Below are 14,217 nucleotides of genomic sequence, written 5' to 3'. Positions count from 1 at the left end.
CGTAATTGTGCTGGCTAGCAACAATTGTCGTTAAAGCGGAAGTTAGCTCTAAAATTCGGTTGCTTAATCGATAAGCTGCTTTTGAAAATGACTTCCTAATGTCCAAAAGCCCGAACGTATAAACATGGTTCAATTTGTTCAGCTATAATACTTGCTAAAAAACAAGTGTTATTTTTGTCGTGACAAATGAAATACTTTTTTTTCAATTAAAAATAAAAAAGTTATTATTTTTTTATGATTTTTATAAAATTATTTCAAAATACCCTAACGCACTAATAATCTTCACATTAATACAAGTGAAAATCACCTATTATTTATCTATATTCTGGATTCTCGAAAGCCCAATGCGTGCCATCATCCCATTCTTCTCTAGAATTCCCATAATTATCATAACCATTATTTGCTTTCATCATTTTAGCTAAATGCAGTAAATTATAGGTCATAAAGGTGGTGTTTCTATTGGTAAAATCTGAATCGAAACCAACTGGCGATTTTAGTTTCTCTCCTCCAAACTCTGTATCACCATAACTTGGCCCAGGACCTACTTTACCTATCCAACCAGAATCTGCTTGCGGAGGTATTGAATAACCTACATGTTGCATGGCATACAAAATTCCCATGGCACAATGCTTCACTCCATCTTCATTACCAGTTACCATGCAACCTCCTACTTTCCCGTAAAATATGTATTGTCCCTTATCATTAGTTTTAGAGCTCATTGCGTATAAGCGTTCTATTAACTTTTGAGCTTCAGAAGATTTCTCACCCAACCAAATTGGAGTTCCAATTATTAGCACATCTGCAGCCATTACTTTATTAAAAATCTCAGGCCAACTGTCTTTATCGAAACCGTGCTCTGTCATGTCTGGATAAACTCCTGTTGCAACATCCTCGTCTATTAATCGAATAGTTTCGAAAGCAACATTCTCTTTTTTCAAAATGCCTTGAGACACCTTCATTAAGGTATCTGTATGACTTTTTTGAGGTGATTTTTTTAAAGTACAATTTATGTACAATACTGAAAGGTTAGAAAATTTCATAGAATTATTTTTAAGTTAAGAAAGCATTATCCTTTAATACTAAACCAAGATAATAATTTAAAATGCTATCTAAAACTACATAAAAATGATGGTTTTCATGTGCTCATATCATTTTAAAACTAGTTCTTAAGAGAGTTTTAACTTTTTATTTCGCTAATATTAACATGATCTTTAAATTCAACTAACCATAAAACACCCAAATAGTTATTGCTATATAACAACGACATTTAATACTTAATAACTTCTTTTAAAACAAAAAAACCGAGCAAGGCTCGGTTTTTCTTCTAATCTTTCTTGACAGAAAATCTACATCATCATTAACATCTGCACTTCTTGCTCTGTTAATATTTTCCAGTTTCCTCTTGGAATATCTTTTTTAGTTAAGTGTGCTATTTGTACACAATCTATTCTCACTAATTCGTGCTTGAAATAATCGAAAATAGTATGTAACACAGTATTTCCTGTATTCTTAATTTTTATCCCTATTTCGTTTTTCTTATCATTTACGTAGTCAATTTCTTCTACAGTAATTAACTTACCTTCAATACGAATACCTTCACGAATTTTCTTTAAATCGTCTAGCTTTAGATTGCTATCTAGTTCTAAATGAAACAAACGCTCTACACCTTTGTTAGAACTTGTAAAACGAGATACAACTTTCGCATCGTTTGTAAACAATAATAAACCAGTAGAGTTCCTTCCTAAACGACCAATTGGCTTTATACGAGATGGTGTTGCATTTGCTACTAAATCCATAACCGTTCTACCTTTATGCTCACTTGTAGTGGTTGCAAAACCTTTTGGTTTGTTTAATAAAACGTATGCTTTTTTCTCAGGATTAATTCTTGCGCCATCGTAACGTACTTCGTCATCCAACTTCACTTTATAGCCCATTTCAACGACTACTTTCCCATTAACACTTACTAAACCAGTTGCAATATGCACATCTGCATCACGACGTGAACATACACCTGAATTAGCTATATATTTATTTAAACGAATCTCGTCTGAAACAGCTCCTTTTTTAGGCTGAGCTGCTTTTTTCGCTTTAGGGTTTGCGTTATTTATTCCAGTATTATCTTTTCCTGTATTATTCTTGTAAGCTTTCCTTCCTCCATTTGGAGCAGATTTTCCTTGTCTTTGTCCGCCTTGTTTACTCATTGCTTATAATTTTATTCTCAACTATTTTTGAGGATGCAAAGATAGTTTATAATTTAACATGTGCTATACTTAATTAATGCTTTGTTTAGTAAGGACCTCGATACAATCTATTGATTATTAATAATTAAGACTACACCTCGTTTTATTCTCTTAAATAACCAGAATAATTAATCCTTATATTCTACAGTAGATTGCCTTTCTCTATTTACAGTAAGTTTTGTAACGTCGGGACGCGAATAATGACCCACTGGATCAAAATTTTGACGCTCTTCGTATACTCGATTAAAGTCTATTTCTTGTATTATTAATCCTTCTTCATGCAATACAGGTTCTATAATCCATTCTCCATCTGGTCCTGCAATACAACTGCCTCCATTTGCCAAAACATCTGGACAGTCTTTTAATATTGAATCAAGATGAGGCATATTTTTTGGAAACATTTCCTTAGTCATTAAACTAGAAACAGACACCACAAAAGAGCGCGATTCTCTTGCTATAAAACGTGTAATATCTTTTGTATTATGGTCGCTTCCTGGCCAAACTGCAATATGAAGATTCTCTCCTAAACCGTATAAAGCTGTTCTTGGTAAAGGCATCCAGTTTTCCCAACAATTAAGTCCGCCAACTGTAAATTGTTTTAAACTATGCACTTTTAATCCGTTGCCATCTCCTGGAGACCACGTTAATCTTTCGTCGTAAGTAGGCTGTAATTTTCTATGTACAGATTTTATTTCACCTAAGGCACTAATATAAACTAGTGAAGCATATATTGAATGCCCTCCTCTATTTTTAGCACGCTCCATTATACCTAAATAAACAGCAATATTATGTTGCTTTGCTAATTCACAAATAGAATCCAATTCTCCGTCTTCTATTTGAATGGAGTTACGTACATATTCAGCATGTAATTCTTTATTAACTTTTGTATCCCATTCTGCTCCTCCTGTTAAAGCTACCCAAAACGGATAACCAGGAACTAGAGCTTCTCCAAAAACAATAAGTTCGCATCCCTTTTTACCAGCTTCGGTAATAGAATTTGCAACTTTTTTTAACGTTTCAGTTTTATTTAATAACACAGGTGAAATTTGTGCCATTGCTATTTTTAAAATGTTTTCCATTATAAAATACGTTTAAGAACTAAATCTACATCAATTAATAAAATACTAAACACACCTGCAACAATAATAACTTTAAGGATATTATGAAGTATGATATAATGTGTTTTTGTGGTTGACTTCCATAACAAAGAAAGGAAGATAATAAGTAAAATTATTGCGCCATAAAAGTAATACGTCATGTAACCAATTTCGAATTTGGTAATTAACAAATACAAAGGAAGAAGCGTTAAAATCATTAAAAAAGTAATCATTTTTTTTGATGTTACCTCTCCGTAAACTACAGGAATAGTTCTATAATTTAATGCCAAATCACCTTTCATATTTTCTAAATCTTTTGCTAGTTCTCTAATAGAAATAATTAAAAATAAAAATGAGGCATGCACAAAAATGACCGTATCAAAATTTTTATAATAAATAAAAATAGCAAAAAATGGAGCGATAGTCAAAAGTGCAGAGACGATATTACCAACTATAGGTAACTTTTTTAGCTTATGCGAGTAAAACCAAATAGCAAATATATAAGCAGAAAAAAACAACACAGGATTAAACGATACGTAACTTGCCATTACTATTGCCGAAAAATTCAATACAAAGTAAAATGATAATTTGGTATTTTGACTTACCAACTTATCTAACAAAGATTTGTTAGGCCTGTTAATTAAATCCTTTTCAGAATCGTAAAAATTATTAATTATATAACCTGCCGCAACAACTGCTGCCGAAGCTAATACAAGCATTAATAAATTTAAATCTAAGAGTACTTTTTTAACAGGTATATTATGTGCGAATATGTAAACAGATGTTAGATATTGCGCAATTACAATAACAAGAATATTATAACCTCGAACAACGGAAAACAAACTAAAAAACTTGATTAGAATGTGTCTCTGCTTTCTAGTGAACATAAAGTATTAAAGCTAATTTGATGAAATAATGATTACTCTCGAAATTTCAAGACTATACAAAAAATCGTTACTTAGAAATTGTATACCACTTCTAGTTTATAATCTTTAAGTGACAGTTCTGCTTTAGATATATCTTGAGTAAAGCCTAAAATATAACCTCCTCCTCCAGAACCACATAATTTTAGATAATAGTCATTAGTATCTATACCTTTTTTCCAAAGTTCATGAAACTGACTTGGAATCATTGGTTTAAAGTTATTAAGGACCACTTTAGACAATTGTTTTGTATTACTAAAAAGAGACTTAATATCTCCCTTTAAAAAATCTTCAACGCAAGCATCTGTATGCTTTATAAACTGTGTTTTTAACATTTTACGAAAACCTTCTTGCTTCATGTTTTCCATAAAAATACTTACCATTGGCGCCGTTTCTCCTGTTATACCACTATCTAATAGAAACACTGCTCCTTTGCCAGAAGTACTCTGTGTTGGTATTCCTGTAGCTTCAATATTGTCTTTAGAATTAATAAGTATTGGCAAGCTTAAATAACTATTTAAAGGATCTAAACCTGAAGATTTTCCATGAAAAAAAGATTCCATTTCAGCAAAAACAGCTTTTAGTTGAAGTAACTTTTCTCTTGTAAGATTTTCTAGAACTGTAATTTTATTAAGTGCATACTTATCGTAAATAGCAGCAACTAATGCACCACTACTTCCTACACCATAACCTTGAGGTATTGACGAGTCGAAATACATTCCAGAAGCAACATCTGCTTTTAATTTTTCAATTTCAAAAACTACTAAATCTTCACTTATATTATTTAAATATGAAGTAAACTTCTTTAAGCTTTCGTTTGATTTTATAGCAACTTCAGAAGGATTTTCATCTGTCTTTAAAGCTCCATTATAAAAATTATATGGAATAGATAATCCTTTGGAATCTTTAATGATTCCGTATTCTCCGAAAAGTAGAATTTTTGAATAGAAAAGTGGGCCCTTCATATAGTATTTAAATTATTGGTTTCAATTTACAATTGTTTTGCACCAAAACCAATTCTATCGCAAATATAATGACCGTTTTGACAATATGCAACTAACTCTGTCTTAATGAAATCAAGAATTGCATCACTTTCGTTCTCTGGATACAAAATATGCACATTTGCTCCAGCATCTAAAGTAAAACTAATATGTAGTCCTGTTTCTTTTCTAAAGCTCCATATTTTATTAATTATTTCAAGCGTATCTGGCTTCATTAAAATAAAATAAGGCATACTCGTCATCATCATAGCATGTAGCGTTAATGCTTCGTTCTCAACCAAGGCAATAAAAGCATCTAAATCTCCAGATTGAAGAACTCCTTTAATCTTATATATATTTTCTTCAGCTTGCTTAAAACGTTCTTTAGCAAAAGGATGGCCATGCATTAAATTATGACCAACAGTACTACTTACTTGTTTTTCTCCTTTATCTACAAGTAAAATAGTGTCTTGGTAATTTTTAAAATTTTCATGAACTTGATAAGGATATTTAATACCAAATAAATCACTACTACCTTCAATATCGTTATGTTTCCCCCAAACGACTAAATCGCCTTCTAAACTTCTGCATGCACTTCCAGAACCTAGTCTTGCTAAAAATGATGCTTTCTGAATAAAATATTCTTGATATTCCTGGTTTTCACCTTGACCCACCGAGAGTTCCTTTTCAATACTCATTAAACATAGAGCCAATGCACTCATGCCAGAAGCAGAAGATGCAATACCAGAACTATGAGGAAATGTATTCTCCGTTTCAATTTTAAAATGAAAATTTTTCAAAAAAGGCATATAGATTTCAATTCTTTCAAAAAATATCTGAATTTTAGGTTCGAAATCTGGTTTGTGTGTTTTATCTAAAAATACTTGAAAGGAATAGTCTTTACTTTCACTTTCCTTTTTAGAGTAAGTTAACTTTGTTATTGTTTTACAAGCATCCAGCGTAAAACTAATCGATTGGTTCTCGGGTATTTGATTCTCTTTTTTTCCCCAATATTTAACCAAGGCTATATTACTTGGTGAAGACCAAGAAGTTTCACCATTTATTGGTTTATTTGATAAATTCGTAGGAATAAACTTACTTATAGGCATGCGAAAATGAATTTCTACAAATATAGTTTTTAATTCTATTTAAAAATCTCTATTTTCGCCTCATAATATGAGAATCATTCGGTTTAGTGATGTTTACCGATTAAGTTTACTGAATAACACTAAATTTAGGTCTCAAATTATATTAATTGATTGTTGATAAAATAAACTAACATAAGCTTTTAGAGATCCCTTAAACTCTCTCAACTCGAAGCTTAAAAAACCCTCTATAGGGTATACTATAATGGACAAAAAACAAAGAATTATTCTAACAATGCTAGAACTAGTTGTAGAACAAGGTGTGCACGCAACTCCCATGTCTCAAGTCGCAAAAGAAGCTGGTGTCGCTGTTGGAACTATCTATCATTATTTTAAAAATAAAGAACAGATTATAGAAGAGATTTACTCAATGATATGCCAAGATTTTGGCGTTGTCCTAATGGCAAACGTGCCCGAAAATGACGTAAAAAAGCAATTTGAAATTATGTGGATTAACCTATACAATTACTTTGTAGGCAACCCATTAGCGTTTAAATTTATAGAATTTGTTGGTGTACCTCCTATTATTTCATCTGAAATAAGAATTAAAAGTATTCCTCATTTTATTCATATTAGAGACTTCTTTTTAGCGAGCATTTTAAGCAAAGATCTTAGAGATGTTAGCTTAAGATTAATTATGCAAATGAGTTTTGGCAACGTAATATCTGCTACAAGGTTAAAATTTAAAGGTGAGTTAGAAATGAATAGCAAACAAATAGCTGATGCTCTTGAAATGTCTTGGGATTGTATTAAGAATCCACAAAAACATTAAGCAAGTTCCAGTAGTTTAACGATTGTTTTAAAGTTTCTAGAGGTTGCATTTACTTTTAGCTTTTTTTCGATGCTATTCATATTAAATTTTGTTCGACCGTAACCAGTTGATGAATAAAAATAGAGACAATCTCTTACGATAGAGAATTCTTCATTTTCAAAAGTAATCGACTCCACCTCTTTTACAAGATCTGAATCTGGTATATCATCAAATAAAACGAAGTAACTTTCTCTCTTTTTTTCATCGGAAAGATGGCACGAATCAAAAATGAATTGTAATTCTTCTTTCGTTTTTACTATTACAGGCACTAAAAAACTAAAATAAGATTCTATACTTTTTTGAATTATACGCTCTATAGTTTTACTATTCTTCTCTGTAGACTTAAAAACTATATTTCCGCTTTGTATATATGTTTTAACATCCTGAAAATCCGCCTTATTCAATACATCTCTCAATATTGCCATAGGCACTTTTTTATGCCCACCAACATTTATACCTCTTATTAAAGCAACGTATGTTTTCATAATATTAATAATTATGGTTTTTTAACTAGTGACTTTATTTAAAAATATTTTGAGAAACAATATATGCTCCAGTCCATGCATTTTGAAAATTAAATCCACCTGTAACGGCATCAATATTTAACACCTCTCCAACAAAATATAAATTCTCATGTAATTTACTTTCAAAGGTTTTAAAATTTACTTCTTTTAAATTCACGCCTCCTGCAGTAACAAATTCTTCTTTAAAAGTACTTTTACCATCAACGTTAAAAATAGCCTCTGTAAGCTGTTTTGCTAAATTATCTATTTGAATTTTTGTACAATCTGCCCAACGCGTTTCTAAACTTATTTGAGAGGCCAATACTAATTGATACCATAAACGTTTTGGTAAATCGAACTGAGCATAATTTATAATCTTCTTTTTGTTTAACTCCTTCTTAATATCGTTTAATTGTGATATTGCAATATCATAATCTATATTAATAAAATTAACTTCAATAGCAAACTTATATGCTCTTTTTGCTAATTCTAAAGCGCCAAAAGCAGAGAGTTTTAGAATAGAAGGTGCACTCATTCCCCAATGCGTAATTAATAGCGGACCATCAGATTCTAAATTTGAATCTACCACTTTAACATTAACATTTTTCGCAACAACACCAGGTATATCCTTTATGCGATCATCTTTAATATTAAAAGTAAAAAGAGATGGAACAGGTGAAGTTACCGTGTGCCCTAGATTCTCTAACACTTTCCATATTTTAGGATTACTTCCTGTTGCAATAATTATTTTTTTACAAACAAGACTATCTGTTTTAGTATTGACTACCCAGCTATTATCTTGATGCACCAAACTTACAACAGGCTCATTTTTTAGCACTTCTACATTGTGCTTACGTGCCTCGCTAAGAAAGCAATCAATTATAGTTTGAGAGCTATTGGAAACAGGAAACATTCGACCGTCTTCCTCTATCTTGAGCTCGACTCCTCGCTCCTCGAACCAAGCAATAGTATCTCCAGTCATAAACGTATGAAAAGGTCCTAATAACTCTTTTTCACCTCTTGGATAATTAGTGACTAAATCTTGAGGAACAAACTCAGCATGCGTTACATTACAACGTCCACCACCAGAAACCTTCACTTTAGTTAACACATCCTTTCCGCGTTCTAAAACAGCAACCTTTATATTTGGGTTTTGCTCTGCTATGTTTATTGCTGCAAAAAAACCTGAGGCTCCTCCTCCTACTACTATTACGTCTTTTTCAATCATAATCTATCTGGAAAATCACTAATTATTGCATTAACATTATAATATTTCATCCTTTTTATCGCTTCAGGCGTGTTAACTGTCCAAGTATTAACATTAAAGCCTTCTGCTTGAACTTTCTCTACATTTTCCTTTGTTAACATTGTGTAGTCTGGATGTATTGCGGCAGCGTTAATACTTTTTGCAAAAGTTATTGCCTTATCAAAATCGGACTCCATAAGAACGCCTAATGGAATTTTTTTATTGATTTCGAAAACTGCTAATAATTCTTCATTTTTAAAACTTGAAACTAAAAAATCACTGTAATTCCAGTTATGAACCTCTATATAGCTCTCAATTACAGAAACTGTTTCAGAAGCTGTATTTGTTCCTTTTAATTCAATATTAAGAAGACACCTTCTATCGATTACATTTAATACTTCGGTTAGAGTTGGTATTTGATAGTGAATTGAAACGGTTAATTTTTTAATTTCTTCAAAATTGAAGTTTCTAATTTCACCAGTTCCTTTAGTTAGTCTATCGACCGTAAAATCATGAAATACAACTAATTCTCCAGACCTACATTTGTGTACATCTATTTCGATACCATCCACTCCAAACTCGATTGCTTTTAAAATAGATTCAATTGTATTTTCTGCAACATGTCCTTTTGCTCCTCTGTGCCCAAATTTTAAAGCTCCTGACATTTTAATATTATTTTATGATTTAATTTATAATTTTGGCTTAATATATGCGCTACAAATATAAATTACAATTTATGACATTTACATTAAAACCTTTATTCATTTTAAGTTTACTTTTCTTTTCGTGTAACACAGGAAACCTAGAAGTTTTAGCTGATATAGATAGATCTTTAGAAGAAGTTTCTGCCGTGGCTATAATAGAAAACTCAAATTTATACTGGGTAATTGAAGACGCTGGGAACGATAATAATTTGTTCGCACTAAATAGCAAAGGCAATATTGAAAAAACCATCACTATTACTAATGCTAAAAATAAAGATTGGGAAGACTTAGCAACAGATAGTGAAGGAAATATTTATATTGGTGACTTTGGTAACAACAACCATAAAAGAAAAGAATTTGTAATTTACAAGGTTCTGAATACCAACCTCTCTCAGGAGAAAACTGAAGCGGAAATAATTACGTTTAAGCTACCAAAAAATGGGAAATCTCAAGATTTTGAAAGTTTCTTTTTATGGAATAATTATTTCTATGTTTTTTCTAAAAACGAGAAGTACACAGATGTTTTTAAAATTGAAAATAAAACTGGAGATCATGTAGCAGAACTAATAGCTACGCATAAGTTTAAAGGAAAAAATAACAAAATCACCTCTGCTGATATTAGCAAAGATGGCAAAACAATTATTTTATTGAACCACGATAAAGTCTGGAAATTATCGAATTTTAAAGCTGAAGACTTTTTTGGAGGAGAAATTGAAGCATTAGATTTTAAGCATGATTCACAAAAAGAAGGTGTGTATTTTTTAAATAATAAAACCATCATAATTACTGATGAGACCAATAAGCATGATGGTAATATTTATAAATTTAATCTTTAAAATGCAATTCCGAAACCAAAAGAAAACCTCAAGCCTTCTACACTATTAAAGAAATTAAAGGTTCCTTGAACAGAATCTGCTGCAGACACCCAGAAACCACCTCCATAATCGTTGTGCCATTTATCTGAGTAGTCACCTTCTAACCAAACTCTACCAACATCTCCTCCTGCAAACACTCCAATTTGCAATGGTAATGTTGATGTTCTAAAAGATTTGAAACTATATCGGAAATCTGCACTACCTACAAGGGAATTTCGACCTGTAAAACGCTCTGTTCTAAATCCTCTTAATCCGTTTTTTCCTCCAATATTTGCTGCTTGATAAAAAATAAGATCATCTCCAATTCTCACTTGCCCTCGCAAATCTGTTTTTAAAACCAATCTTCTATTTTTAGATAATGCATTATAAAACCCTAAATTAGAATTAAAATAACCATAAGTATTTTTAGTTTCCTCTGGTTCTGTTTTAAAACCTGTTTCAATATTAAAAGTCATTCCACGAGTTGGCACAATTTTATTATCGAAACTTGCATAATTATAATTAGCTTCTATTCCTGTAAAAAAGCGCCTTTCATAAAACCCTTTATTTATAGTTGATGGTGTAAATGTCTCAATAAAACGATCTGTTGATTCACCAATTTCAATAGCCTCAGCAATAACCTTAAATCCATAATCTCCACCAAAATCTCCTCTTTTAAGGAGACCTACACTTGCTTTATAGATACTTGTTTTAACTCTGTTGTAATCTAAATCTAATGCATCATCATTATTAACAGTTTCGTTTCCGTAGCCAAAAAAGTTGTTGGAGAAATTTTCACTTGTTATTAATCCGGAGACATGTAAATTCCAATCTTTATAAAGGTTAGCAAATTCACCTTCGTAGCCAACACTAAAGCCATTGGTAGCAAAATAATAACCACCTTTAAAACGATGTTGCTGTGTAAATGGATTACGCTGAAAACCTTTAGTTGTTTTAATTAATGACACACCAAGCGAAATCCCATCGTCTGGATTATAAGCAAAACTAGGCGTGATTGAACCTGTTTTTACAATGTTTTTATTAAAATCGAATAGGTTATTATTGTAAGTATCTGTAAAATTGATTTTTGCACCATTATTTTCTTGTATCGTATTTGGTTTAGATTTATGATCGTAAACACGAACACGTCTTCCATTTTTAATAATATAGGTGTCGTTATTTTGACCACCAATTATTCTTGTAAAAATTAAGTTATTAGCTTTACCTGTAACTTCAAAAATATCGTCATCATCTAATCCATAAATCCATAATTCTTTTGTGATGTCTTTATTAAAAGTTCTATCTACCAAAACCTCTCCTTTTTCGCCACCAATAATTCTTGAAATTTTTACATTTGTTTCGTTATCACCAATTCTGTTAATTTCAAAATAATCGTCTTTATCTGTTCCTGTAACAATTACTAATTCGTTTAAATAATTGTAATAGCGCTCTGCGATGTCAAGCATATTTGCACGTCTTCCTTTAAGAAGTTCTTGAATTTCAGTTAACGACTCGTCTCTCGCTTCTTCTGGAACTTTTGAAAAAGCCGTAGCAATAACATCATCAGTAATATTATCCATTAAATACTTAGCTTGCTTTAACCACACTTGTTTGTCTGATTTTTGAATTAAAACTTTATCAAGTTTTATCCCTGCACTATTCATCCATTTAATGTCTTTTAATTCTGCATCGTAAACTTGAAGTTGTTTTGTAGAACCAGATAAAACTTTCATAACATCCAGAATCGCGCCATCAAAATTTGAAAACACCTGATCTCGATCTCTTGGAATTGGTCTAAATAATTTATCGCCATTCTCTTGATTAAACTGAGCCCAACGCCATTGGTCTTGATGTCTATCCCAATCACCTAAAAGCATATCGTAAAGCCTAGCTCTAACATATGCGTTTTCGTCTATTTTATACTTTTCGTCTTCTCTTATTTTAACGATAATATCGTGAGTACTTTCTATATCGTCTGCATAACCAAAGTTCTTTTCATCACTATAGTTTTCTTCAGGTCGTTCTTCTATCATGTACAACTCATCTCCATAATCTGTATTATAATCACCTAAAAACTTATGTTTTGGAATGTAGAACAATTCAGGATTTGTATGGTAAACACCAGCTGCATGAGACAAATCTGGAACAACAAAAAATGCATATGGATGAGCCGCAGTATAAAAGTCTAACACAAAATTTTCAACTTTCGTTTTTTCGAAATCATCTTCTACATAATTATCTTTAAACAATACAGTTTGTAAGTATTGTGTTGCACTTTTTCTAAGCGCTCTCATATTTAATTCTCGACCATCCTTTGTCTTTAACCTTAACGATCGTGTTTGATGTCCTCCACCGGCTCTTACAATTTCTAAACCACCATAAAGCGTATCTAGAGTGGCAACTTTTGCTGTTATTTTCTTACTATATAACTCACGATATCTGTCCCCTAATAATGCTGTATGCAGACCTGTTTTATCTGTTTCTTCTTTAGTATATATTGAGGCTTGAACTGTTTGCGGAAACGTATCCGGAAGTGTTTCTACATTAAATACATCTCTGTTTTTTGGCAAAACTTCTTTTGTAAACATAAGTTTTGGTTCTCCATTTTCTGACACATACATACTTACCCAAGTACTTCCATCTTTAAATATTGTTAACTCTGCAAAACCTTGCTGACCTACAGAAAACAATCCATTCTTGCTTAATGCGGCAGCAGATTTTTTAGCACCTGCACCAGAAACAATTTGCTTAATTCCTCCATTTTCTATGTATTGTAATGAGTGTTCGTGTCCAGAAGCAAATACAATATTATCGTATTCCAAAGACAACGTTTCAATACGACTCATTAACTCATTATACCTTTCGTTAAATCTATCTTGTATAGAAACACCTCCTTGAGTTCTTACCTGCGTAAGTAATGACGCTAAAATAGGTAGCGGTATTTTACTTTGAGTTGGGTAAAGATGCTTACTAGCATCGTAAAAACCACCATGCGAACCATTAGTATAAATAGGATGGTGCATTGCAAAAACCACTCGTTTATTTTGTGCCTTTTTTAATTCACCTTCTAATTCTTCAAAAAAACGTTTACGTGTTTTAATCTCACACTCGTCGTTAATTGTTGGATTTTTATTCCAATCTTCTAAATACCATTGACTGTCAACGATAATTAACTGTACTTTATCACTTACATCTATGCTTTCTAATGGGCAACCATTTTCGGGTTGAAAAGTATTTTTACCTAAAGCATCTTCTATATATTTCTCCTCACTTTTTACACCAGACACACCATTTGCGTACCAATCGTGATTTCCAGGAATCATAACAGTATTGCCTTTAAATCCTTCTACAGATGAAATTTGTGCGTTTAGTGCATTCTCCGCATTTTCTCTTCCTTTACTCTCTTTCTTTACTAAACCATCTGGATATATATTATCTCCTAAAAATACAACGTAATCCTTTTTTGTATCTGTATTTAAAATGTGCTTATTAAAAGCCTGTAATCCTAAAGACATTCCGCCAATTGGAGATTTACCAGCATCACCTATTAAAAAAAACTTTCTATTTATTTCTTTATCAGGAAGTGGATTTATAGTTTTTTCATCGTCTTTATATTGCGCTTTAAACGTAGCACAACTTGATAGGGTTAATAATAAAATTGTTAGAATTATGTTATTTTTATTCATAAGGGAACTTTCTGGATTAATTTTTAGT

Annotated in this window: 12 protein-coding genes; 2 read left to right on the top strand and 10 right to left on the bottom strand. The window is 31.6% G+C overall.

The features are described 5' to 3' along the window. Window positions 1–314 precede the first annotated feature (314 nt). From ASC44_RS11210 to ASC44_RS11185, 6 genes are all read right to left on the bottom strand, one after another. Window positions 315–1,040, bottom strand: a complete 726-nt coding sequence (locus ASC44_RS11210; RefSeq protein WP_055447685.1) for a flavodoxin family protein — start codon at window positions 1,038–1,040, stop codon at window positions 315–317. Window positions 1,041–1,346: 306 nt separating this feature from the next. Then, window positions 1,347–2,201, bottom strand: coding sequence for a pseudouridine synthase (locus ASC44_RS11205; RefSeq protein WP_055447684.1), 855 nt, complete (start codon window positions 2,199–2,201; stop codon window positions 1,347–1,349). Between the two features lie 167 nt (window positions 2,202–2,368). Then, window positions 2,369–3,319, bottom strand: coding sequence for a carbon-nitrogen hydrolase family protein (locus ASC44_RS11200; protein WP_055447683.1), 951 nt, complete (start codon window positions 3,317–3,319; stop codon window positions 2,369–2,371). Further along, the gene (locus ASC44_RS11195; protein WP_055447682.1) at window positions 3,319–4,224 is read right to left on the bottom strand and encodes a geranylgeranylglycerol-phosphate geranylgeranyltransferase; all 906 of its coding nucleotides are present in this window, start codon (window positions 4,222–4,224) and stop codon (window positions 3,319–3,321) included. The genes ASC44_RS11200 and ASC44_RS11195 overlap by 1 nt, the downstream gene beginning before the upstream one ends. A 71-nt stretch (window positions 4,225–4,295) precedes the next feature. Next, window positions 4,296–5,225: a mevalonate kinase family protein gene (locus tag ASC44_RS11190; RefSeq protein ID WP_055447681.1), complete on the bottom strand. Its 930-nt coding sequence runs from the start codon at window positions 5,223–5,225 to the stop codon at window positions 4,296–4,298. Window positions 5,226–5,251: 26 nt separating this feature from the next. Continuing rightward, the gene (locus tag ASC44_RS11185) at window positions 5,252–6,349 is read right to left on the bottom strand and encodes a diphosphomevalonate decarboxylase (protein ID WP_055447680.1); all 1,098 of its coding nucleotides are present in this window, start codon (window positions 6,347–6,349) and stop codon (window positions 5,252–5,254) included. A 241-nt stretch (window positions 6,350–6,590) separates the two neighbouring features. Between ASC44_RS11185 and ASC44_RS11180 the strand changes: the two genes are divergently transcribed. Continuing rightward, the gene (locus tag ASC44_RS11180; protein ID WP_055447679.1) at window positions 6,591–7,157 is read left to right on the top strand and encodes a TetR/AcrR family transcriptional regulator; all 567 of its coding nucleotides are present in this window, start codon (window positions 6,591–6,593) and stop codon (window positions 7,155–7,157) included. On the opposite strand, the gene ASC44_RS11175 is transcribed toward ASC44_RS11180, so the two are convergent. From ASC44_RS11175 to ASC44_RS11165, 3 genes are read right to left on the bottom strand one after another with little or no spacing between them, the layout of a single operon-like run. Continuing rightward, window positions 7,154–7,681, bottom strand: a complete 528-nt coding sequence (locus tag ASC44_RS11175; RefSeq protein WP_055447678.1) for a DUF1697 domain-containing protein — start codon at window positions 7,679–7,681, stop codon at window positions 7,154–7,156. The two genes, ASC44_RS11180 and ASC44_RS11175, sit on opposite strands and share 4 nt — an antisense overlap. A gap of 34 nt (window positions 7,682–7,715) precedes the next feature. Then, complete coding sequence (locus ASC44_RS11170; protein ID WP_055447677.1) at window positions 7,716–8,927, bottom strand: BaiN/RdsA family NAD(P)/FAD-dependent oxidoreductase; 1,212 nt, start codon at window positions 8,925–8,927, stop codon at window positions 7,716–7,718. Beyond that, a complete protein-coding gene (locus tag ASC44_RS11165) occupies window positions 8,924–9,610 on the bottom strand; it encodes a glycerophosphodiester phosphodiesterase (RefSeq protein ID WP_055447676.1) in 687 nt (228 codons plus the stop codon). Before ASC44_RS11165 ends, ASC44_RS11170 begins: the two co-directional genes overlap by 4 nt. A 71-nt stretch (window positions 9,611–9,681) precedes the next feature. Between ASC44_RS11165 and ASC44_RS11160 the strand changes: the two genes are divergently transcribed. Further along, window positions 9,682–10,485: a hypothetical protein gene (locus ASC44_RS11160; protein WP_055447953.1), complete on the top strand. Its 804-nt coding sequence runs from the start codon at window positions 9,682–9,684 to the stop codon at window positions 10,483–10,485. On the opposite strand, the gene ASC44_RS11155 is transcribed toward ASC44_RS11160, so the two are convergent. Next, complete coding sequence (locus ASC44_RS11155; protein ID WP_055447675.1) at window positions 10,482–14,189, bottom strand: metallophosphoesterase; 3,708 nt, start codon at window positions 14,187–14,189, stop codon at window positions 10,482–10,484. The two genes, ASC44_RS11160 and ASC44_RS11155, sit on opposite strands and share 4 nt — an antisense overlap. Window positions 14,190–14,217: the final 28 nt, after the last annotated feature.

Source organism: Lacinutrix mariniflava (genome assembly GCF_001418015.1).
Classification (GTDB): domain Bacteria; phylum Bacteroidota; class Bacteroidia; order Flavobacteriales; family Flavobacteriaceae; genus Lacinutrix; species Lacinutrix mariniflava.
This window is presented reverse-complemented; position numbering and strand designations above follow the sequence as displayed.

Excerpts from the sequence above, each read along its gene's own strand:
- ASC44_RS11210 (WP_055447685.1), bottom strand. The coding sequence starts at position 1,040 with ATGAAATTTTCTAACCTTTCAGTATTGTACATAAATTGTACTTTAAAA.
- ASC44_RS11205 (WP_055447684.1), bottom strand. The coding sequence starts at position 2,201 with ATGAGTAAACAAGGCGGACAAAGACAAGGAAAATCTGCTCCAAATGGA.
- ASC44_RS11200 (WP_055447683.1), bottom strand. The coding sequence starts at position 3,319 with ATGGAAAACATTTTAAAAATAGCAATGGCACAAATTTCACCTGTGTTA.
- ASC44_RS11195 (WP_055447682.1), bottom strand. The coding sequence starts at position 4,224 with ATGTTCACTAGAAAGCAGAGACACATTCTAATCAAGTTTTTTAGTTTG.
- ASC44_RS11190 (WP_055447681.1), bottom strand. The coding sequence starts at position 5,225 with ATGAAGGGCCCACTTTTCTATTCAAAAATTCTACTTTTCGGAGAATAC.
- ASC44_RS11185 (WP_055447680.1), bottom strand. The coding sequence starts at position 6,349 with ATGCCTATAAGTAAGTTTATTCCTACGAATTTATCAAATAAACCAATA.
- ASC44_RS11180 (WP_055447679.1), top strand. The coding sequence starts at position 6,591 with ATGGACAAAAAACAAAGAATTATTCTAACAATGCTAGAACTAGTTGTA.
- ASC44_RS11175 (WP_055447678.1), bottom strand. The coding sequence starts at position 7,681 with ATGAAAACATACGTTGCTTTAATAAGAGGTATAAATGTTGGTGGGCAT.
- ASC44_RS11170 (WP_055447677.1), bottom strand. The coding sequence starts at position 8,927 with ATGATTGAAAAAGACGTAATAGTAGTAGGAGGAGGAGCCTCAGGTTTT.
- ASC44_RS11165 (WP_055447676.1), bottom strand. The coding sequence starts at position 9,610 with ATGTCAGGAGCTTTAAAATTTGGGCACAGAGGAGCAAAAGGACATGTT.
- ASC44_RS11160 (WP_055447953.1), top strand. The coding sequence starts at position 9,682 with ATGACATTTACATTAAAACCTTTATTCATTTTAAGTTTACTTTTCTTT.
- ASC44_RS11155 (WP_055447675.1), bottom strand. The coding sequence starts at position 14,189 with ATGAATAAAAATAACATAATTCTAACAATTTTATTATTAACCCTATCA.